Source organism: Bacillus sp. RB3, assembly GCF_030164735.1.
Taxonomy (GTDB): Bacteria; Bacillota; Bacilli; order Bacillales; family Bacillaceae_G; genus Bacillus_A; species Bacillus_A cereus.
This window is the reverse complement of record NZ_JASNGE010000001.1, coordinates 483054-504497: the sequence shown is the minus strand read 5'-3', so window position 1 is coordinate 504497 and position 21444 is coordinate 483054. Positions and strand designations below refer to the sequence as shown.

Genomic DNA, 21444 nt, shown 5'->3' with positions numbered 1-21444 from the left:
ATACGATAAAGTATGACGCAACGTTAGAGTCAATAAGTAAATTCATTTTATCTTAAAAAGTTTCATCTCTCCTATATTTGATGCATAATAGTTATGTACATATATTAGAAAGCGGTGAAAGTATGGTTTCAAATACTGTAATTGCCAGCATCATTTTTCAACTCATTATCTCGATTCTGGTCCCAATTATTGTACTCGTTTATTTCCGTAAAAAATATAATATGAATTGGAAAGTAGTCGGCATTGGTGTTCTTATCTTTATCGGATTTACCCAAATTCTTGAAACACCATTCCACCTATTTATGCGCGGTAATCCAACAATCGCTCCATTTTTAGAAAATCCGTTTGTCTTCGCAATTTATGGCGGATTGACTGCTGGTATTTTTGAAGAATTAGGACGCTTCGTTGCCTTCTTCTTCTTACTAAAAAAATATCTAGAATATAAAGATGGCTTCGCTTATGGAATTGGTCACGGCGGAATTGAATCTATTTTAATTGGCGGTTTTTCTGCATTACAAGCATTAATCTTTGCTAATTCTATTAACGATGGTAGCTTCGCTCGACTGATTGAACAAAAACCCGAGCTGAGCATTTTACAGGACATGTTAATTCAGCAACCTGCCTACTTATACTTCCTTGGTAGCTTAGAAAGAATTATGGCACTCGTGCTTCAAATTGCCTTTACAATGCTTGTTTTATACGCAGTAAAACAGAAGAAATATATCTTCCTAGTATACGCTATACTATTCCACGCATTTGTAGACTTTTTCGCGGCACTTTACCAAACAAAAATAATCAATATCTTCGTTGCAGAAGGAATTACACTTCTTTGTACAATTGGCGCTGTCGTTCTTATTCGCAAAATGAAAGCGAAATTAATGAGTGTACCGGAGTAAAAAATAAACCACCGATTGGTGGTTTATTTTTTATGGATTGTCGCAATGATGATAGCTTTTTCCTTCTTGCAGCTCCCTCTTTGTTTCTGCATCTATAACGATATATTTATGAAACTCTTCTACTTCATTTTGAGAAAAGGAAGCAAAAAAATAAACTTGGCGATCAGGATGAACAAAAAAATCTTGAAGCATCACACTACTCCGACAACCCACGGCTGTTTTTTGTAGGAAAGAAAATTCTTCATCGGGCACTTCTTTAAATAAGATTTTTTTTCGAACACTATATGCTGCATTATTGTATTCTTTATAGATTTTCTTATCTAACTGTTTATAAAAAATATCCTCACTCACAAATGACTTATTTCGATTGCTTGGATAATTTACTTTTTGATTCGACTCTGCATAAGTTGTGGACAAGTGTATTAAAAAACAAAGACTAACTACAATACATATCATTTTATTCATGATTGCACCTCAAATGTTCATTATCCACATTACTTTTCCACATATTTAAATCCATATGCCGTTTTACAAGAAAAAGGAATTATTTCCACATTTGTCGAAGTATATAGCGTCAACTTGAAAGATGGGGATGAATTATGAAGAAAATTATTGTAATACGACATTGTTCAGCAACTGGGCAAAAACGTGATGCTGAATTAACGACCGATGGAAAAGACCAGGCAAATACCCTTGCTACATTTCTCTTAGAAAATCATCTACAAATCGATCATATTATTTCAAGCCCATTTGTCCGAGCTATCGATTCCATTCGGCCCTATGCGCTCCAAGCTAACTTATCTATCCAAGAAGATGAACGATTAACTGAACGCATATTGAGCAACGTTCCAATGGATGATTGGATGCAAAAACTAGAATCTACTTTTACAAATATAGATATTGCCTTTTCAGGCGGAGAGTCAACAAAACAAGCAACAGACCGTGCCATATCGCTTATTCAAGACGTTTTACAATTAAACCATACAACAACACTACTTGTTACACATGGCAATTTACTTACGCTCATTTTAAAGCATTTTAATCATACGATTGGCTTTAATGAATGGAGAACTTTAACGAATCCTGATATTTACGAAATTACAATCGACGAACAATGTATCATAAAACGCTTATGGGAAGCATCGTCTAAGTAATATCCCTTTCCAAAACATTCAGTTGACGCCACGAGAAGAAACTGTACTAATAATAGAAAGGGGTATCACTCCATATGTACGAAGATGTACTTGCTCTACTACATAAAACAAATGTTTCTTATGAAAAATTTGAACACGAACCAGTACTCGATTATGAGACAGATCGGATTGTACGTGAGAGACTCGGCTTACAAGGCACTCCAAGTAAAAGCTTATTTTTAAAATCAAAGTCTGGAGATTATTACGTATTTTTTACGTTAGAGGGCACAAGGCTCAACCGGGGAGAGATGAAAGAACTAACAGGAGAACGCTTATCTCTCTGTTCTCCTGATGAACTGCGAGACAAAACTGGTTGTACGCCGGGATGTGTGGCTCCTTTCGGATATTCACACGATGTAACAATTATTGTGGATAACGCTATTTATACGTACGATAAAATTTTAATTACACCTGGTGTACCTGAATTTACAATTGAATTATCCACAGAAGAATTAAAAAAGATTTTATTAACATGTCCAAATACCGTTTTAGAGTATAAACAAAAAGAGAGCTAATCGTTAGCTCTCTTTTTTCATTATTTAGCTTCTGCTGTTTTTTCTTTTGCAGAACGTACTTGCTCGTCCGCATGGTAAGAAGAGCGCACAAGTGGGCCAGCTTCACAGTGGCTAAATCCTTTGCTAAGTGCAATTTCTTTAAGCTCTGCAAATTCTGCTGGTGGGTAATATTTAAGAACTGGTAAGTGCTTCTTAGATGGTTGTAGGTATTGCCCAAGAGTTAAAATATCCACATTGTTTGCACGTAAGTCATCCATTGCTTCAATTAAATCTTCTCTCGTTTCACCTAAGCCCACCATAATGCTCGATTTAGTTGGAATATCAGGCTGCATTTCTTTCGCTCGACGTAAAAACTCTAATGAACGTTCATATTTTGCTCTAGCGCGAACTCGGTCAGATAATCGACGTACTGTTTCAATGTTATGGTTTAAAATATCTGGTTTTGCATCCATTAACATTTTTAAGTTTTCTTCTACTCCACCCATATCAGATGGTAATACTTCGATAGACGTGAATGGGTTTTTACGACGTACTGCTCGTACTGTTTCAGCAAAAACAGCTGCTCCCCCGTCCTTTAAATCATCACGTGCAACCGCTGTTATAACAACGTGCTTTAAGCCCATTTGTACTACTGAATCTGCCACGCGTTCTGGTTCTTGTAAATCAAGCTCAGTTGGTAAGCCTGTTTTAACCGCACAAAAACGACAAGCACGTGTACAAACCGCACCTAAAATCATAAATGTTGCTGTTTTTCTTACAGCCCAGCATTCATGAATATTCGGACATTTTGCTTCCTCACAAACTGTATGAAGATTTTTAGAACGCATCATTTTCTTTAAGCCTGTATAGTTTTCATTCGTGTTTAACTTAATTTTCAACCATTCGGGCTTGCGCTTATATTCTGTTTGTTTTGTCATGGTTATCAACTCCGCACAATATGAAATAGTTTACCGTGTTCGCTTCTTTCAATGTAACATATCTATTCTAACGTATGAAAGCGATTTGCTCAAATGAAGATTCTAAGATTTTTTCCAATCGTTCCCTATAATGAAATACTCCGTATATCCCACACTAAAAAGAGTGATGTTGTGAAAGGAGTCTATTTCATGCTTCGAAAAATTTCTCTTTTGCTTTCTATTTGTTTTCTTCTCCACCAAAACATCGCTTACGGTGAAGATAATCAGCAAAGCATATACGAAAAGCGCATGGCACTATATAAAGAAACCGAGCAGTCTTCAGGCATTCCATGGTATTACTTAGCTGCAATGGATCAATATGAAAGAAATATACGGAGCGTAAGAAAAGATATTCCGAAAAAACCAGATGCCATCATTTCCCTTTATTTCAAACCAGAAATATGGGCTGGACCTATTAATAGTAACGATACTCTTCCCCATACAATTTCTCTATTTGGCGGAATAGGTTTAGATGGTGACAAAGATGGATTTGCAAATGCAAATAGCGACCGTGATCTTCTGCATACCGCAGCGACTATTTTAAGGAAACAAGGAACATCAGAAGACCGTATTAAAATTATGCTCTGGGAATATTATAGACGTGCCAAAACAGTTGATTTAATTAGCGAATACGCCCAAATTTATAAACATTATGGACGTATTAATTTAGAAGGAAATGCTTTTCCTCTTCCGATCCGTAGTGACCATAGCTACCGTAGTACTTTCGGCGCTGGAAGAAGTTTTGGCGGCAGAAGGATTCATGAAGGAACCGATATTTTTGCCGGATATGGCGTGCCAGTAAGATCGACTTGCTATGGCATTATTGAAACGAAAGGTTGGAACCGCCTTGGTGGATGGCGCATTGGTATTCGCGACCTTCATAACAATTACCATTATTACGCTCATTTAGGCGGGTTTTCAAAAGAAATACAGCTTGGACAAATTATTGAGCCAGGGAAAGTAATCGGATTTGTTGGTAGCACTGGTTATGGACCTCCTGGTACAGCCGGAAAATTTCCGCCCCACTTACATTTTGGCATGTATAAAGACAATGGCTATACAGAATGGGCCTTCGATCCATACATGCATTTAAGCCTTTGGGAGCGCAAAGAACGAGCAAATACAAAACGATAACCGTAGCTGCATTGCTACGGTTATTTTTTATCCAGTAAGAGTCTGACTGAGCCGGGTTTCACTTTATTTACAACTAACTATCTGTTTTCTTTTTATCAGGTACAGCAACACTTCCGCTTCCATAATACGTAGGCACTTCCCCTTGAACGATACGCGTCGCAATCGGAACATTTTGTTTCACCTTTATCTCTTTCGTATGAAATGGAATAATCACTTGCAACGTGACTTCCATCTCCATAATAATTTGAATCGCTGTCGTATTGATCCCGTGCGGTTCAATTTTTTGTTTAATATCCGTATTTACATGACCAATCGTCGTGAAATCAATTGGAATATCTGGTCCTATATTTCCAAGAAGCGCATTATTTGTTACACGACCAAAAGGAACTGCCATCGTTGCCCCATTTTTTTCAGAAATACCTATTCCCTTTAAATTCCCTTGTTCTACTTGCTGTAAATATTTTTCTATGTATGTGGTCGTTGACGTTACGATTTCATTTACTTGCTTCGTATTTAAATTAATTGTGGATACTTTCCCGTTTTTATCATTTTGTACTTTCATTAATGAATCGACATCGAATCCTTCATCGATTCTATCTTTTAGCGCCTTCGTCATAACCGCTGTCGCCATTTTATGTGTCTCTACTTCTCCATATTTCATTAATGTCGGCTGAATGCTGCTATTCACAATCCATAATCCTTGCACGAGTAATATAATAAAAAGAATAAATGACATAAGCAGTATGTGCCGAAAGGAAATAGGCCCCCTTCGAAACCGCGAATTTTTCGAACGAAATATACTCATAAAAAACCCTCCTTCTTATATCATTTCTATGCAAGAAGGAGGGACGATATATGCTTATCTCATTTTTAATAATGCTTCTTTTCCGATTGTGCCAGCCGTAATACCTAAAGCTCCAGCTTCAATCGTTACTGATTCTAGCGGTGCTTCAAGAAGTTGTTCAATCGTTCTTACACCAACCGCGCGGCCAGCAATAATTCCTCGATCCCCTAACTTCTCATTTAAAAGACCTACATCTAATGCACCGCACATAATATATCCTTTATCGCTCATTACAGCTAGCAAATTTGTCTTTGGAAGTTTGACGCTAACCGCAATAAACGTATAATTATCGATTATAATTGGCTCCACATTAACCATAGTTCACACTCCTCTCTTTCTTATCTGTATGACAAGAGAAAAATGAGTGTTACAAGTTAACTAGCCTATAGTTTGACGGAAGATGTATGAGTTATTAACATGTCTGTTAACACATCCCGCAGTAGTTCTGGCATATAATATTGTTTGTCAGAAAGTGTGGATAGCTCTGGGTATAAGTATCCAAATGTGAACATATCGATCGTTCCTACCGTATATATACGATCTAATTCCAGCGATTCCCCGTTAATTAATACATCTTTGAGTAAAATTTTATTCCCGGGAATCGTATCTGGAATGACTTCTACACCAGCATAAATCATTTTCCCCATCACTTTTCCCCGAAATCCGAATCCTTTTACCTCAAGGTTCTCCATATTCGGCTTACGTGCTTTCAAAATAACTTCTCTTAATATCTTTCCTGGAACTTTCAAAGCACACGGATTAATTGGATGTGGACAAATTCTGTGAATATCTCCGCGCGTTACAACACCCTCTTCTAACCCTTCAAGAAGTACACCAGCGTTCACCATGCCAATCTCTGCATTGCACCATGTTTTCAGCGCACTTGCTAACATGTGAGAAAACGGCGTCTCATGAAACCAATCAACCGGTAATGACTCTTTTAAATGAACGACAGACTCTGCCATTATATGCTCACTTTCTTCCTGCAGTATTTCAATTGTGGATAACGGCTCGCTATAAGCACCTAAACGTTCCGTCTTAATCGCCCTACCGTCTTTTTTCAGCAATTTCTTCATCTCTATATCCACAGTAAGCTGCACGTGACCAACGTAACGCCCCCACTTTTCACAACAACAAAGTAAAGTATTATTCAGTAGAATACCACGCTCAAATAAATGATGCGTATGTGCTCCTAAAATAACATCTATATCATAATGCTCTGCCATATACTCATCCATACTTTTTCCAAGGTGAGAAAGGACAACCGTAATATGAGCCTCATCTTTCACTTCTTCTAAAATAGACTCTAAATGAATAATGGGATCTTCAATATGCCAATCGAGCATCTGATAAAACTCTGGATAAGCTACCGTTAATCCGATAAAAGCAATGGTAATCCCATCCGTCGTTGTATGCAATTTATAAGGCCTTGCCCATGACGGACGTACCCCTTCTTTTTCAAATAAATTTGCGACAAGTATTTCAAATCCAGCATCATCATAGAGCCGATTCAAATGCTCCTTCGCTAACGTAATTCCTTCATTATTTCCGATCGTTACATAATCATATAACGCCTCATTCAAAAGCTTCGTATTCCCAAGTCCATTCGTCGCTTCCGAAATACTATGAAAACGATCCACATGATCGCCGATATCAACCGTCAAAACAGTCTCTCCCGCTTCCTGTCTTCGCTTTTTCTCCCCTAGAACAAACCGAGAAATTTGCGGCCAATTTTCAAAATGACTATGTATATCGTTTGTATGATAAAGGTGGATGATTGTTTCTTTATTTGTATTCAGAGAAAAAACCTCCTCTCAGTTCCTTACTGCCATTTACGCTATGCGCACACAATAATCCTGTAAATACTTTTCGTCTTTTCTTGCTATTTTACATTGTACTCGCATTGTGAGAAAAAGCAAAAGATTGTCCTTTTTATATGAGAAACTTTTGCTAATGCAGGAAAGAATTCCAGATAGTGGAGGGAGGGGTGGATTTGTCAAAAAGTTTAATAGAAAATTCAGTGGGTGGTTGTTCAAGTGGATTTGTCAGTATCTTTGTCTTAAACCTAGTCGTTCTCTGTTCTTATAAAATGTTTGGGGTATGTGAGGATTTTCTTTTGTCTTATCTTGTCGACAAATCGATATTCCTTGTCGACACGTTGATATATTGAAATAATCGCTGATATATTCCGAGTTATGGTCGATATATTTGAAAAACCGCTGATATATTTAGCTGGAAACCTACCTGGGTATCCTCTCCCAAGCCAAGACAAATCCGCAAAACAAAAAAGCGCCCTGCACAGCAGGACGCTTTCTTCATACATATATTATCCAGCTTCGCCTCCTAGACCCTCATGTCTAAGAACCTTCCGCACGAGAAGATAAAAAGCATCTTCTGTGCGAAAGAACCTTAGCCAACGGGTCTGAACAGTCGGCTCCGCATTTCTATTTAACCAATAGAACCTTCCATCTCAAACTTGATTAGGCGGTTCATTTCAACTGCGTATTCCATTGGAAGTTCGCGAGTGAATGGTTCAATGAAGCCCATTACGATCATTTCTGTAGCTTCTTGCTCAGAAATACCACGGCTCATTAGGTAGAATAATTGTTCTTCTGATACTTTAGATACTTTCGCTTCGTGCTCAAGTGAAACGTAATCGTTTTTGATTTCGTTGTAAGGAATTGTATCAGATGTAGATTGGTTATCCATGATTAACGTGTCACACTCGATGTTAGAGCGAGAGTTTTTCGCTTTTGGTCCGAAGTGTACGATACCACGGTAAGTTACTTTACCACCATGCTTCGCAATCGATTTAGAAACGATTGTTGAAGACGTGTTTGGTGCTAAGTGAATCATTTTCGCACCAGCATCTTGGTGTTGGCCTTTACCAGCAATCGCGATAGATAATGTTAAACCACGAGCGCCTTCGCCTTTTAAGATAACTGCTGGGTATTTCATCGTTAATTTAGATCCGATGTTACCGTCAATCCATTCCATCGTTGCGTTTTCTTCACAAACCGCACGTTTTGTAACTAGGTTGTATACGTTGTTCGCCCAGTTTTGGATTGTTGTATAACGGCAATAAGCATCTTTTTTAATGATGATTTCTACTACCGCACTGTGAAGTGAGTTAGTAGTGTAAACAGGTGCTGTACAACCTTCTACGTAGTGTACGTGTGCGCCTTCGTCTACAATGATAAGCGTACGTTCGAATTGTCCCATATTTTCAGAGTTAATACGGAAATACGCTTGAAGTGGTGTATCAACTTTAACACCTTTTGGAACGTAGATGAATGATCCACCAGACCAAACTGCAGAGTTTAATGCAGAGAATTTGTTGTCTGTTGGTGGGATTACTTTTCCGAAATGTTCACGGAAAATATCTTCGTTCTCTTTTAATGCGCTATCTGTATCTTTGAAGACGATTCCTAGAGCTTCTAGGTCTTCTTTCATGTTGTGGTATACAACTTCAGATTCGTACTGTGCAGATACACCAGCTAAATATTTTTGCTCAGCTTCTGGAATACCTAATTTATCAAATGTTGCTTTAATTTCATCAGGTACTTCATCCCAAGACTTCTCAGATTTCTCAGATGGTTTTACGTAGTACGTAATTTCATCGAAATCTAAGTCGTTTAAGTCGCCGCCCCATTGTGGCATTGGCATTTCGTAGAACTTATCCAGTGATTTTAAACGGAAGTCTAACATCCACTGTGGTTCTTCTTTCATACGTGAAATTTCTTCAACGATTTCTTTTGTTAAACCGCGTCCAGCACGGAAAATCGAAACGTCTTTGTCTTTGAAACCATATTTATAATCGCCGATATCTGGCAGTTGCTTCGCCATGTTGGTGTGTCCCTCCTTAGATAACCTCGTTTTTAGGAACCTTTAACATTACTTATCTTCGTTTAAGCCCTTTTCTAACGCTTTCCACGCTAATGTTGCACATTTAATACGTGCAGGGAACTTGCATACGCCTTGTAATGCTTCAATATCTCCTAAATCGATGCTGTCATCGTACTCTTTTCCTAGCATCATGTCAGAGAAAATTTTCGAAAGCTGAAGTGCTTCTTCAATTTTCTTACCTTTTACTGCTTGTGTCATCATTGAAGCTGAAGACATTGAGATTGAACATCCTTCGCCTTCAAACTTCGCCTCTTGCACAATACCTTCTTCTACTTTCATCGTAAGTTGAATACGATCGCCGCAAGTTGGATTGTTCAAGTTAACGGTAACACTATCTTCTAATACGCCATGGTTACGAGGATTTTTATAATGATCCATAATAACTTGACGATATAACGTATCTAAATTATTAAATGACATTTGTGAAATACTCCTTTGTCTTGATTAGCGAGTCAACAAATGTATCAATTTCTTCTTTTGTATTATATAAATAGAAGCTCGCACGTGCTGTTGAAGAAGCTTTTAGCCACTTCATAAGCGGTTGTGCACAGTGATGTCCTGCGCGAACTGCAATGCCTTCTACATCTAATACAGTCGCTACATCGTGAGGATGTACGTCTTCAATATTAAATGTAACAAGACCAGCGCGATGCTTTGGACCATAAATTGTAACGCCATCTACTTCTGATAGTCTTTCTAAAGCGTATTGCGCTAATTCATGCTCATGCTTTTCAATATTATCAAGACCGATTTCTTCTAGGAAATCAATTGCCGCACCAAGTCCGATTGCATTACCGATAATCGGTGTACCTGCTTCAAACTTCCACGGAAGCTCTTTCCAAGTAGATTCTTGTAAATCTACGAAATCAATCATTTCACCACCAAATTCAATTGGCTCCATATTGTTTAGCAATTCTTTTTTACCATATAATACGCCGATACCTGTAGGGCCACACATCTTATGAGCAGATAATGCGTAGAAATCACAGTTTAAATCTTGTACATCTACTTTCATGTGAGGTGTACTTTGTGCACCGTCAACGACCATAATTGCGCCATTTTCGTGTGCAATTGCTCCGATTTCTTTTACAGGGTTAATCGTTCCAAGTACGTTAGAAACATACATGATAGAAACGATTTTTGTATTCGGTGTAATTGTTTGACGAGCATCTTCTATTGAAATTGTCCCATCTGGTTGAAGCGGAAGATATTTTAAAGTTGCACCAGTTTTCTTCGCAACTTGTTGCCACGGAATGATATTACTATGGTGCTCCATGTAAGAAATAACGATTTCATCGCCCTCTTTTACATTTTCAAGACCATAGCTAGCCGCTACTGTATTTAATGCAGTTGTCGTTCCGCGCGTGAAAATAATCTCTTCCATTGATTTCGCATTGATAAACTTGCGAACTTTCTCACGTGCACCTTCATACGCGTCGGTAGCTTTCGTACCGAGCGTATGAACACCGCGATGCACGTTAGAATTATATTCTTTATAGTAACGTTCTAACGTTTCAATGACTTGAATTGGTTTTTGAGAAGTTGCTGCACTATCGAAATAAACAAGTTGTTTGCCGTTCACTTTTTGATCAAGAATTGGAAACTGTTTGCGTATTTCATGAATATTCATTAGCGAACTTTCCTTTCAATTACCTCAACAAGCTGTGCCTTTACTCCTTCAATTGGAAGCTCATTAACTACAGGTGCTAAGAATCCATGGATGACTAAACGTTCTGCTTCGCGTTTTGGAATACCACGGCTCATCAAGTAGTATAGTTGGACTGGATCTACGCGACCTACTGAAGCTGCGTGACCTGCCATTACATCATCTTCGTCGATTAAAAGAATTGGGTTTGCATCACCGCGAGCTTTTTCATCTAACATAAGAACGCGAGAAGATTGTTGTGCATTTGATTTAGATGCACCGTGTTCAATCTTACCAATTCCGTTAAAGATAGATGTTGCACTATCTTTTTGTACACCGTGTTTTAAAATCCAACCTTCAGAATGTTTACCGAAGTGAACAACTTTAGTTGTAAAGTTTTGTGTTTGGTTGCCACGGCCAATTGTTACTGTTTTCGTATCAGCATATGAACCGTCGCCCATTAAGTTCGTAACGTTCTCTGAAATTGTGTTTCCGTCATTCATAAGGCCTAGAGCCCAATCAATACGGCCGTCGCGTCCTACAACGCCGCGGCGGTTAACGTAAGTTGTTACGTCTTTTGCTAATAGATCAACCGCACCGAATTTCACTTGTGCGCCTTGTTCCACGATTACTTCTGCTACGATATTTGCAATACCTTTAGCATTTTCATTTGCAACATAGTTTTCTACATAAGTTGCAGTACTGTTCGCATCAGCTACGAATAGTACGTGGTTATATACGTTAGCTTCTTCGCCGTCTACTAAGAATACAGCTTGAAGTGGAGTTTCAAGAACAACGTTTTTCGGAACATATACGAATGCACCACCGTTGATTAATGCAGCATGAAGTGCAGTTAGACGATGCTCGTCTACTTTCACGCCGTCTTTCATTAAGTACTTTTGTACTAGTTCAGCATGCTCAGTTGCTGCTGTTACGATGTCTGTAAAAATAACACCTTTTTCTTTTGCTTCGTCTGCTAAAGAAACGAATGCAGTTGTACCAGTGCGTTGTACTAATACGCTGTTATTTTCATCGATTAAGTTTTTCACTGCTTCTGGAAGTTCAGTTAAAGAACTTACAGGCTCTTGCTTAGCAGCGTCGCCTTTTCCGATAAAGTCCCATTTGTCAATTTTCGTTTTATCAGGCGTTGGCATTGGAAGTTCAGTTGCTTGTGCAAGAGCTTGTAAGCGGAACTCAGTCAACCAAGCAGCTTCGTTTACTTCGCTTGCGCGTTGACGGATTGTTTCTTGATCGAAAGGTAATGTACCGATTGTCATGTTTATGCTCCTCTCTTACGCTTCTTGCTCTGTTGTTTCGTCTTCAATACCTAATTCTTTTTTAATCCAGTCGTAACCTTCAGCTTCTAGACGTTGTGCAAGCTCAGGGCCACCAGATTTAACGATACGACCGTTCATCATAACGTGAACGAAGTCTGGAGTGATGTAGTTTAATAAACGTTGGTAATGCGTAATCATTAGGCAACCGAACTCTTCGCCGCGCATTTCGTTAATACCTTTAGATACAACTTTTAATGCATCGATATCAAGACCTGAGTCGATTTCATCTAAGATTGCGATTTTTGGCTCAATCATCATTAATTGAAGGATTTCATTACGTTTTTTCTCTCCACCAGAGAAACCTTCGTTTAAGTAACGTTGTGCCATTTCTGGATCCATTTCTAGGAATTCCATGTTTTTATCTAATGTACGGATAAATTTCATAAGAGAAATTTCATCGCCTTCTTCACGACGTGCGTTAATTGCAGAACGTAAGAAGTCAGCGTTTGTTACTCCGCTAATTTCACTTGGATATTGCATTGCTAGGAATAGACCTGCTTGTGCGCGCTCGTCTACTTCCATTTCTAATACATCTTCACCGTCGATGATGATGCTACCTTCTGTTACTTCATACTTTGGGTGACCCATAATTGCAGAAGATAAAGTTGATTTACCTGTTCCGTTAGGTCCCATAATTGCGTGGATTTCTCCACCTTTTACTTCAAGGTTTACACCCTTTAAAATTTCTTTGCCATCAATTGATACGTGTAAGTCTTTAACCGTTAATGTAGAACCAGCCATCTCAATACCTCCATTAATCCTATATATACATTTTAAAAATTCCTAAAACGTTCATATTCTCATTTTATTCTCATTCTAATTTTATATCAAATAAAATGATATCGCAAACGACGAAAAAAAGTAACCGTTTTTTCACAAATGTATATAAGTATTTCCTTCACATCTTTCTATGATACACCTTTCTTCTTATTTATATAAAGAAAAAAGGACTGGTAATTTTCCAGCCCTTTCCTTATATTTATTCACTTACCGGAAGTACAGCACCTTTATATTCTTTATTAATAAAATCTTGAATTTCTTTTGAATGTAGCACTTCTACTAGCTCTTTAATTTCTTTTTTCTTCTCATCACCTTTACGAACTGCAATGATGTTTGCATACGGAGAGTCTGCTCCTTCAATCGCAATTGCATCCTTTGTTGGATTTAATTTTGCATCAATTGCATAGTTTGAATTAATAAATAAAGCATCACCTTCATTATTTTCATACAGCTTTGGTGACAATCCAGGCTCTACATCTGTTTTAAACTTTAAGTTTTTCGGATTTTCGACTACATCTTTTACTGTTGCCTTAACAACATCTACTCCGTCTTTTAATTTAATAACGCCGCCTTTTTGTAACAGTGCTAGCATACGGCCACGCTCCGCTACGTTATTACTCATAATCACTGTCCCGCCATCTGGTAAGTCTTTTAAGCTTTTATACTTCTTAGAATAAATACCCATCGGCTCTAAATGGATTTTTCCTGCGTTTACAATTTTATATCCCTTTTCTTGAATTTCTTTATCTAAGTACGGAATATGCTGGAAGTAGTTCGCATCAATTTCTTTATCCGCTAACGCTTTATTTGGCAGTACATAATCCTGAAACTTTTTAATCTCTAACTTAATGCCTTTTTTCTCTAATATCGGCTGTGCCTTTTCTAAAATAACAGCGTGCGGCACGTTAGAAGCTCCCACAACAAGCTTATTCTCTTCCTTCCCTCCGCAAGCAGCTAATGTAAATACAGATAATGCTGTAACAACTGACAATAGAATCTTTTTCATATGACGTCCCCTTCTCCCTATAGTTATGTAGTAAAAAAGGACCGGCATACACCAGCCCTTTTTCAGCAATTATTCTTTTACAGGAACAACTGCACCTTTATATTCTTTAGTAATAAAGTCTTCAATTTCTTTAGAATGTAATACTTCTACAAGCTCTTTAATCGCTTTTTTATCTTTATCACCTTTACGAACCACTAGTACGTTTGCGTATGGAGAATCATCGCCTTCAATTGCAATTGCATCTTTTTCTGGGTTTAATTTCGCATCAATTGCATAGTTCGAGTTAATTAAAACAGCGTCGCCTTCTTTATTGTTATACACTTGTGGCAACAAACCAGGCTCAATATCCGTTTTGAATTTTAAGTGTTTCGGATTATCTGCAATATCTTTTGGAGTTGCACTAACTGGATCTACTCCGTCTTTAATTTTTAAAATGCCTTCTTTTTGTAAAATTGCTAAACCACGTCCATGGTCAGTAACGGAATTACTCATAATAATTGTCGCCCCGTCTGGAAGTTCTTTTAAACTCTTATATTTTTGAGAATATACACCAATTGGTTCAATATGAATTTTCCCTGCTATTTCAAAATCATATTTTTTATCTTTAATTTCTTTTTCTAAATACGGAATGTGCTGGAAATAGTTTGCATCTAATTCCTTATCCGCTAACGATTTATTTGGCAACACGTAATCTTGGAATTTTTTCACTTCTAATTCAATTCCTTTTTTCTCAAGTAACGGTTTTGCTTTTTCTAAAATTTCAGCATGCGGTACGTTAGAAGCACCAACAACAAGTTTCTTTTCATCTTTATCTTTCCCGCCACAAGCAGCTAACCCAAAAATTGAAGTTGAAATAAGTGCCGTAAGTAATAATTTTTTCATTTAAAATATCCTCCCGTTTTTATTATCGTTTATCTATTCGAGTCGTTAAACTATCACCAATCCACTGGATTAAAAATACAACTAGTAATACACAAATTGTCGCAACGATTGTTACATCGTTATTCCCTCTCTGGAATCCTTCTAAGTAAGCAAGTGTTCCAAGGCCACCAGCACCAACAACTCCCGCCATTGCTGTATAGCCTACTAAAGCAATTGTCGTAACCGTAATACCAGATACTAATGCTGGTAATGATTCTGGAATTAACACTTTCAAAATAATTGTGCTTGTTTTTGCTCCCATTGCTTTTGAAGCTTCAATTACACCTTTATCAATTTCGCGAAGTGCAATTTCAACCATTCTCGCGTAGAATGGTGCGGCTCCAATAATTAAAGCCGGCAGAGCTGCACTTGCTCCAAGAATTGTTCCAAGAAGAATCTTTGTAAATGGGATTAATAAAATAATTAAAATGATGAACGGTATAGAGCGGAATATATTTACGAATGCTCCAATCACCGTATTAATTGATTTGTTTTCCCATAAATTATCTTTTGCTGTCATGAAGAGTAACAATCCTAAAATTAGTCCTAAAACAAATGTCGCAAGGGCTGCGATTGCCGTCATATATAACGTTTCACCAGTTGCTTCTAACATTTGATTCCAATCAACATTTGCGAGTAACTTATCCATGTGCAATCACCTCCAGCTCTACTTGATCTTGATGAATTCCTTCTATTGCTTGCTGGATCGCTGTTTCCTCACCATTTAAATGAACAACTAAACTACCGTAAGAACCGTTATTCGTTTGTGCAATATTTCCTTGCAAAATGCTAACTTCTATATCACTGCGTTGCATTAATCGTTGAAGCACTGGTCTTTCTACAGCCTCACCGATAAACTGCAAACGAATTACTTTTCCATCTGGATATTTTTCAATTAAATTTTCAATTGTTTCATTTGTATCTTCAGAATCTGTTAACTGCTGTACAAATCGTTTCGTAATATCTTGCTTCGGATTACGGAATACATCAAGTACTGGACCTGTTTCTACAATCTTTCCTCTCTCCATTACCGCCACTCGGTTACAAATCTTTCGAATCACGTGCATTTCATGTGTAATGAGTACAATTGTTAAACCAAGACGCTTATTAATGTCTAATAGTAAATCTAAAATTTGATCTGTCGTTTCCGGATCAAGAGCTGACGTTGCTTCATCACATAAAAGCACTTGTGGATTGTTAGCTAATGCTCTTGCAATCCCGACGCGTTGCTTTTGTCCTCCACTCAGCTGAGATGGGTACGCGTCTCCTCTTCCTTCTAATCCAACAAGATGAATTAATTCATCAACACGTTTTCTTCTCTTCGCTTTATCAACACCTGCAATTTCAAGTGGAAACTCAATATTTTCACGTACAGTTCGTGACCAAAGTAAGTTGAAGTGTTGAAAAATCATTCCGATTTCTTGTCTTGCCTTACGAAGTTCACTTCCTGTAATTGCTGATATAACACGATTCGCAATTGTAATTTGGCCAGAAGTCGGTTTCTCTAACTGATTAAACAATCTGATTAACGAACTTTTTCCAGCGCCGCTATATCCAATAACACCAAATATTTCGCCTTTTTCTATTTTTAAATTGGCGTTATCTACAGCAGTGACATCACCGCTTTTCGCCTTATATATTTTCTTTACGTTCTCTAATAGAATCATGATGTTCACCCCTTTTTTGTTTGGATCGACTCCGCAATTTTTTATTTTTAATGCGTGTAGTCCACTGTTATCATTACTTTTATTATTTGAATGTCCTCCACATTCAAACAATAAAAAAACCTTTCTGCTTTAGAGAAGCAGAAAGGTTTATATGCGTATATAACAACATTATCCCTCTCTCTCATCTCTCAAAGCATTCGCTTTGCAGGAATTGGCACCATTTCAACATAAGTTGACGGTTGCCGGGCTTCACAGGGCACAGTCCCTCCACCTCTCTTGATAAGAGAAATCAGATTCAATTTTCGTCTGATTTGAAATTTATGAAATTGTCTATATTTTATGACTTGAATTGTATCAATATACACTCACCATGTCAACAGAAATTTTCGCAAAAAATGAAACTTCAGAATTTTAAGCACCTACTGACATCGGTTTACATATATGAAACATCGATTCCACTAATAACATCGTTCGGTACGTTCCTGAATATTGTACACGTCCATCGTTCATTAACATTTGCAATCGTACATTTCCATTCACCAATTGTTCTATATCCTTTTCATCTAAGCAAATGATTTGTTCCGTTCCTCTTTCCTCATGTACCAGCTCTATATAATCTCTTGAAATTTGTAACGAACAACTTTCATCTCCAAAGCGAAAATTAACAGTTTTTTCTTCTTGTCTTAAAAGCGGTTCTAAATGATATTGACCATTAGCGTAATTTACAAATGATTGAAGCAAAGAATATAATCTCACCCTAAATCACATCCTTCATATCACTTTCTATTACATACCATTCCCTCTCACTAAAGAGCAATCCTGTTATTTTCGCTCGACAAATACTGTATCCACCCTGCATCTCGACATATTTCCCAAGAAATATGTCGAGGCGGCAAAAATTTTGCCGCCTACTTTAATTCCGTATATAAATATTCAACCGAATGAAATGCGTATATCTTCTTCATCAGTGTCCCATTTTCAAAAACAAGTAAACAAGGTACACTTTCAATCCCATACTCTTTCGCTAAATACGGAGCATAATTTAAATCTAACATCCCAATTTTGAGGCCTTCAATTGTCATCTCAACAACTGTTAACATCTTTTTTGCTAATTGGCATGTTCCACACATTGGAGTATATACATATAATACTGTTTTTTCTTCATTCTCTATTAGGGCTGTAGCTTCGGCTCCTGTCCAATCAATCACTTCTATCATTCCTTACCGTAAATATTCTGTATAAACGTCAATGTCGGCTCCCCATAATACATTTGCTAAGTGTGTAGATGGCGCAGTTGCCACTTCTCGGTACGAGCGATCAATATAGATATGCTCGGCTTGCGGAAATTCTTTTCGAAATTGTTTCCTTAACTTTTCTCCAGCATCATCAGCATCCACTAGCACATACACTTCCTTATCAAAAAACTGATCAACGAGCTCATCCATTTTCGACAAACCAATTGTACCATTTGTACAAACAATTTCCACCGGTTCACGAATAATAGATTCAATCTTTCTTCTATCTGATGTACCTTCTACAATAATGACTTTTTCTACATAAATCATATGTCATCACCCGATCACCATATACTATATAACCTTGAACTTAGTATATAGTATATTCGTTATTTTCATGTTGTTTCCTGTTTATTTTTGCAAAAGAAAAGCGGAAGCGGCTCGTTTAGAACAGGAGGGCATTGGAACTCCTGAACTAGAGGCGCCTTTTGCCTCAAGTTCAGGAGTGAAATGACCGACTGTTCTAGCCGCTGGAGCTAGACAACGAAAAGCGGAACCGACTGTTCAGCCCTGTTGGCTAAGGTTCTTTCGTACAGAAGACGCTTTTTGTCTTCTCGTACGGAAGGTTCTTAGACATGAAGGGCTAGGAGGTGGAGCTGGACAATGAAAAGCGCAAGCGGCTCGTTTAGATTGTGAAGACTTATGAAACCTTACCACAAAACAGTTTTTCTCATAATAGCTTATTTATTTACATATAACTTGAATTTCATTATTTCACACAAAATAAAAAAGGACAGCACAAAGGCTGTCCTTTAGTCGACTATAATTAGTCTTGGTTTGTCATTTCTGCATATTTTTCTGCAGTTAATAACTTCTCAACTTGGCTTGCATCAGAAAGTTCAACTTTAACCATCCATGCACCCTCGTATGGAGATTCGTTAACAAGTTCTGGTTGGTCACTTAATTCTTCGTTTACTGCTACAACTTTACCGCTTACAGGTGCGTATAACTCAGAAACTGTTTTAACAGATTCTACGCTTCCGAATGGCTCGTCAGCTTCGATTGTTGCACCTACTTCAGGAAGTTCAACGAATACGATATCGCCTAGCTCACCTTGTGCAAAGTGAGTGATACCGATAACAACTTCATTACCTTCAGTTTTTACCCATTCGTGTTCTTCAGAGTAACGTAAATTATTTGGAATGCTCATGACTGTACCTCCAGTGAATGTATTAATTATGTAAAAATACCTTATTGGTACTTTTTCCACACACTTTCAAACTGCTCTTCGTTAAAACCAAGTGTTACATTCGTTCCATCTGTTACAATTGGACGTTTAATCAACATGCCATCAGATGCTAAAAGCTCATACATTTCGTCTTCGCTTGCATCTTTCAACTTATCTTTTAGACCAAGTTCACGGTAACGCATTCCACTTGTATTAAAGAATTTTTTTAATGGTAATTCACTTTTTTCATGTAAATTACGTAAATCTTCTTTTGATGGTGGATTTTCAACAATATGAATCATCTCATATGCTACATCGTTTGCCTCAAACCATTTCTTTGCCTTTTGACATGTGCCACACTTTGGATATGAATAAAATGTTACTGTCATAAATTCACCTACTTTTTTACTAACCTTTACCTTTATCATATAGAAAACGTTTTATTATTTCAAACCATTATTCGCTAAACTTTTACTTATTTCGTGATAATTTTTAATAATCCTGCGAATTTTTCTTATTTTTCCGCCATTTGTTAAGAAAAAAATAAATATATAAATTTTTTAGATTCTGCACCAAACATATATCTTAAACAAGCGTTTGATTAATTCTCCATTTTTCTTTCTTAACCTTTGAACTACAGGAGTTTCTTCCTACCGAACATACAGCTTAAACAAACGTTTGATTAATTCTCCATTTCTCTTTGTTAACCATTGAGTTACATCAGTTTCTTCCTACCGAACATACAGCTTAAACAAACGTTTGATTAAAAAATAAGAAGCCTCGTTTACAGGCTCCCTCATCATCTATTCAAATAATCTGCGATGGTTTGAAATACGACGATATACATATTATGAATACTTTCTTCTGTATTTCCACCATTAGATAAACCAATTGCCCATTGTTGCCCTTCACCACTTCCGATATTTGCAAAGCCTTGCGTATACATAGCATTTACATCTTTTCGTGCACTGTTATACTCTATTCCTTTTGTAATAAAAATTGAATATGATTTATCTTGTAAACCGATAAAAAACACTGGTTTCTTTAGCGATGAAAATACATTTTTATACTGCTCTGTTGAGGCTTCTTGAAAGTGATCTTTCATTATTAGAAAACCATCCACTTCCTTAGATTTCTTTTCCAGTTCCTCTAACTTCATTTCTTCAAACTTTACATTCCTAAACGTATCTTTCGGCTTTTCTCCAACAACTCCAATTACGAGTGCTCTTCCGTTATATTCTAATTTCTCTCCTGCTTTATCCTTTGCACACCCAGCACCTACTAGGCATATCAATATAAAAAATAAGAAATACGATAAACGCTTCATTTAGCACCCTCTCCTTCTTTTTAGTCAAGTGACAAAAACGTAAGGTTAATTCAAGAAAATGTAAGTAAAATCGATAGCCCAATTCACGTTTCTATATTATAATCAATTGAATTTACTTACATTACTAAACATAGGAGATCAACATGAAGAAATTTAAACTTTCATCTTTTCTTCCGTTAAGTTATATACTTCTACTCGTGCTCGTAAGTCCCCTTTACGACGTATTAAATAAATCGACTGTTCACGCAGTAGACGTTACAACTGTAGTAGATGATTGGATTCCATTTGTAAAAGCATTTATTATTCCTTATTTACTTTGGTTTCCATACTTATACGGCGCACTTATTTATTACTGCTTTGCTGACCGAAAGCAATATTATGTCACTTTAAGTAGTGTTATTTTTGGAAAGCTTGCTTGTTTTTCTATTTATTATTTTTGGCAAACAACTGTACCGCGTCCGACTGTCGTTGGAACAGATGTATTTTCTGAACTAGTTCGCTATATTTATAGTATCGATCAACCTGTAAACTGTTTCCCTAGCATTCACGTTCTTACTACATTCGTAATTATGTTAGCTGCCTTTAAGCGTAGAGAACAGCATGCTTTTGAATATTACATCCTTACTTTCTTCGGTACACTTATTATTTTATCAACGCTATTTACGAAGCAGCATGCCTTTGTAGATGCCGTTTCTGGAATGACGCTTGCAAGCATACTTTACTTCGGCGTTCAGCTCTTATTGGCCAAAGAACCGATAAGAGTTCCAGTAAAACAAAATCATAGAATGTAGCATGACAAAAAAGCAGACTGTGGCTTCTCAGTCTGCTTTTATCTATTAGTAAGGAGATTTTCA

25 protein-coding genes and 1 riboswitch are annotated in these 21444 nt (G+C 37.2%); of the genes, 5 read left to right on the top strand and 20 right to left on the bottom strand.

The window, feature by feature from the left end:
* The first annotated feature begins 80 nt into the window (after window positions 1-80).
* The gene (locus QO049_RS02440; RefSeq protein ID WP_246963100.1) at window positions 81-896 is read left to right on the top strand and encodes a YhfC family intramembrane metalloprotease; all 816 of its coding nucleotides are present in this window, start codon (window positions 81-83) and stop codon (window positions 894-896) included.
* Between the two features lie 30 nt (window positions 897-926).
* Here the strand turns inward: QO049_RS02440 and QO049_RS02435 are convergent, their stop codons facing one another.
* On the bottom strand, window positions 927-1361 hold the full coding sequence (locus QO049_RS02435) for a hypothetical protein (RefSeq protein ID WP_001038440.1): 435 nt from the start codon (window positions 1359-1361) through the stop codon (window positions 927-929).
* 134 nt (window positions 1362-1495) lie between these two features.
* Between QO049_RS02435 and QO049_RS02430 the strand changes: the two genes are divergently transcribed.
* A complete protein-coding gene (locus QO049_RS02430) occupies window positions 1496-2050 on the top strand; it encodes a histidine phosphatase family protein (RefSeq protein ID WP_000721050.1) in 555 nt (184 codons plus the stop codon).
* A gap of 74 nt (window positions 2051-2124) precedes the next feature.
* Window positions 2125-2604 carry a YbaK/EbsC family protein gene (locus QO049_RS02425; protein ID WP_000272747.1) on the top strand — a complete coding sequence of 160 codons (480 nt, stop codon included), beginning with the start codon at window positions 2125-2127 and terminating at the stop codon, window positions 2602-2604.
* 20 nt (window positions 2605-2624) lie between these two features.
* On the opposite strand, the gene lipA is transcribed toward QO049_RS02425, so the two are convergent.
* The gene (gene lipA / locus QO049_RS02420; RefSeq protein ID WP_000166372.1) at window positions 2625-3521 is read right to left on the bottom strand and encodes a lipoyl synthase; all 897 of its coding nucleotides are present in this window, start codon (window positions 3519-3521) and stop codon (window positions 2625-2627) included.
* Window positions 3522-3710: 189 nt separating this feature from the next.
* On the opposite strand from lipA, the gene QO049_RS02415 reads away from it, so the two are divergent.
* Window positions 3711-4694: a M23 family metallopeptidase gene (locus tag QO049_RS02415; RefSeq protein WP_000944662.1), complete on the top strand. Its 984-nt coding sequence runs from the start codon at window positions 3711-3713 to the stop codon at window positions 4692-4694.
* 73 nt (window positions 4695-4767) lie between these two features.
* Here QO049_RS02415 and yunB read toward each other — a convergent pair whose 3' ends face one another.
* The 18 genes from yunB to QO049_RS02325 form a co-directional block, all read right to left on the bottom strand.
* Window positions 4768-5499 (bottom strand): sporulation protein YunB, encoded by a 732-nt coding sequence (yunB, locus tag QO049_RS02410; protein ID WP_097995223.1) that lies wholly within the window; start codon window positions 5497-5499, stop codon window positions 4768-4770.
* Between the two features lie 54 nt (window positions 5500-5553).
* The gene (locus QO049_RS02405; protein ID WP_097995222.1) at window positions 5554-5856 is read right to left on the bottom strand and encodes a YunC family protein; all 303 of its coding nucleotides are present in this window, start codon (window positions 5854-5856) and stop codon (window positions 5554-5556) included.
* A 65-nt stretch (window positions 5857-5921) separates the two neighbouring features.
* The gene (locus QO049_RS02400) at window positions 5922-7313 is read right to left on the bottom strand and encodes a bifunctional metallophosphatase/5'-nucleotidase (RefSeq protein ID WP_097995221.1); all 1392 of its coding nucleotides are present in this window, start codon (window positions 7311-7313) and stop codon (window positions 5922-5924) included.
* A gap of 673 nt (window positions 7314-7986) precedes the next feature.
* Complete coding sequence (gene sufB, locus QO049_RS02395) at window positions 7987-9384, bottom strand: Fe-S cluster assembly protein SufB (protein ID WP_001118827.1); 1398 nt, start codon at window positions 9382-9384, stop codon at window positions 7987-7989.
* 48 nt (window positions 9385-9432) lie between these two features.
* Window positions 9433-9864, bottom strand: coding sequence for a Fe-S cluster assembly sulfur transfer protein SufU (gene sufU / locus QO049_RS02390; RefSeq protein WP_000009523.1), 432 nt, complete (start codon window positions 9862-9864; stop codon window positions 9433-9435).
* Window positions 9854-11074: a cysteine desulfurase SufS gene (sufS, locus tag QO049_RS02385; RefSeq protein ID WP_001020760.1), complete on the bottom strand. Its 1221-nt coding sequence runs from the start codon at window positions 11072-11074 to the stop codon at window positions 9854-9856. Before sufS ends, sufU begins: the two co-directional genes overlap by 11 nt.
* Window positions 11074-12366, bottom strand: a complete 1293-nt coding sequence (gene sufD, locus QO049_RS02380) for a Fe-S cluster assembly protein SufD (RefSeq protein ID WP_000152167.1) — start codon at window positions 12364-12366, stop codon at window positions 11074-11076. Before sufD ends, sufS begins: the two co-directional genes overlap by 1 nt.
* A 15-nt stretch (window positions 12367-12381) precedes the next feature.
* On the bottom strand, window positions 12382-13167 hold the full coding sequence (gene sufC / locus QO049_RS02375) for a Fe-S cluster assembly ATPase SufC (protein ID WP_000929160.1): 786 nt from the start codon (window positions 13165-13167) through the stop codon (window positions 12382-12384).
* A 238-nt stretch (window positions 13168-13405) separates the two neighbouring features.
* Window positions 13406-14212: a methionine ABC transporter substrate-binding lipoprotein MetQ gene (gene metQ / locus QO049_RS02370; RefSeq protein WP_000722399.1), complete on the bottom strand. Its 807-nt coding sequence runs from the start codon at window positions 14210-14212 to the stop codon at window positions 13406-13408.
* 69 nt (window positions 14213-14281) lie between these two features.
* Window positions 14282-15094, bottom strand: a complete 813-nt coding sequence (metQ, locus tag QO049_RS02365; protein WP_000735096.1) for a methionine ABC transporter substrate-binding lipoprotein MetQ — start codon at window positions 15092-15094, stop codon at window positions 14282-14284.
* Window positions 15095-15116: 22 nt separating this feature from the next.
* Complete coding sequence (locus tag QO049_RS02360; RefSeq protein WP_000359401.1) at window positions 15117-15782, bottom strand: methionine ABC transporter permease; 666 nt, start codon at window positions 15780-15782, stop codon at window positions 15117-15119.
* Entirely contained in the window at window positions 15775-16800 is a 1026-nt protein-coding gene (locus QO049_RS02355; RefSeq protein ID WP_000601778.1) for a methionine ABC transporter ATP-binding protein, read from the bottom strand. The genes QO049_RS02360 and QO049_RS02355 overlap by 8 nt, the downstream gene beginning before the upstream one ends.
* 178 nt (window positions 16801-16978) lie before the next feature.
* Window positions 16979-17086: riboswitch (SAM riboswitch) on the bottom strand.
* Window positions 17087-17211: 125 nt separating this feature from the next.
* Window positions 17212-17556, bottom strand: coding sequence for a hypothetical protein (locus QO049_RS02350; protein ID WP_001242139.1), 345 nt, complete (start codon window positions 17554-17556; stop codon window positions 17212-17214).
* A 152-nt stretch (window positions 17557-17708) separates the two neighbouring features.
* A complete protein-coding gene (locus tag QO049_RS02345) occupies window positions 17709-18017 on the bottom strand; it encodes a thioredoxin family protein (RefSeq protein ID WP_002062684.1) in 309 nt (102 codons plus the stop codon).
* A 3-nt stretch (window positions 18018-18020) separates the two neighbouring features.
* Entirely contained in the window at window positions 18021-18365 is a 345-nt protein-coding gene (locus QO049_RS02340; protein WP_000640870.1) for a toprim domain-containing protein, read from the bottom strand.
* A gap of 496 nt (window positions 18366-18861) precedes the next feature.
* Window positions 18862-19245, bottom strand: a complete 384-nt coding sequence (gcvH, locus tag QO049_RS02335) for a glycine cleavage system protein GcvH (RefSeq protein WP_000026896.1) — start codon at window positions 19243-19245, stop codon at window positions 18862-18864.
* Between the two features lie 41 nt (window positions 19246-19286).
* Window positions 19287-19652, bottom strand: coding sequence for an arsenate reductase family protein (locus QO049_RS02330; protein ID WP_000218968.1), 366 nt, complete (start codon window positions 19650-19652; stop codon window positions 19287-19289).
* Window positions 19653-20062: 410 nt separating this feature from the next.
* On the bottom strand, window positions 20063-20590 hold the full coding sequence (locus QO049_RS02325; protein WP_000826869.1) for a hypothetical protein: 528 nt from the start codon (window positions 20588-20590) through the stop codon (window positions 20063-20065).
* Between the two features lie 143 nt (window positions 20591-20733).
* Between QO049_RS02325 and QO049_RS02320 the strand changes: the two genes are divergently transcribed.
* Window positions 20734-21381: a phosphatase PAP2 family protein gene (locus QO049_RS02320; protein ID WP_000713772.1), complete on the top strand. Its 648-nt coding sequence runs from the start codon at window positions 20734-20736 to the stop codon at window positions 21379-21381.
* The last annotated feature ends 63 nt before the right edge of the window (window positions 21382-21444 follow it).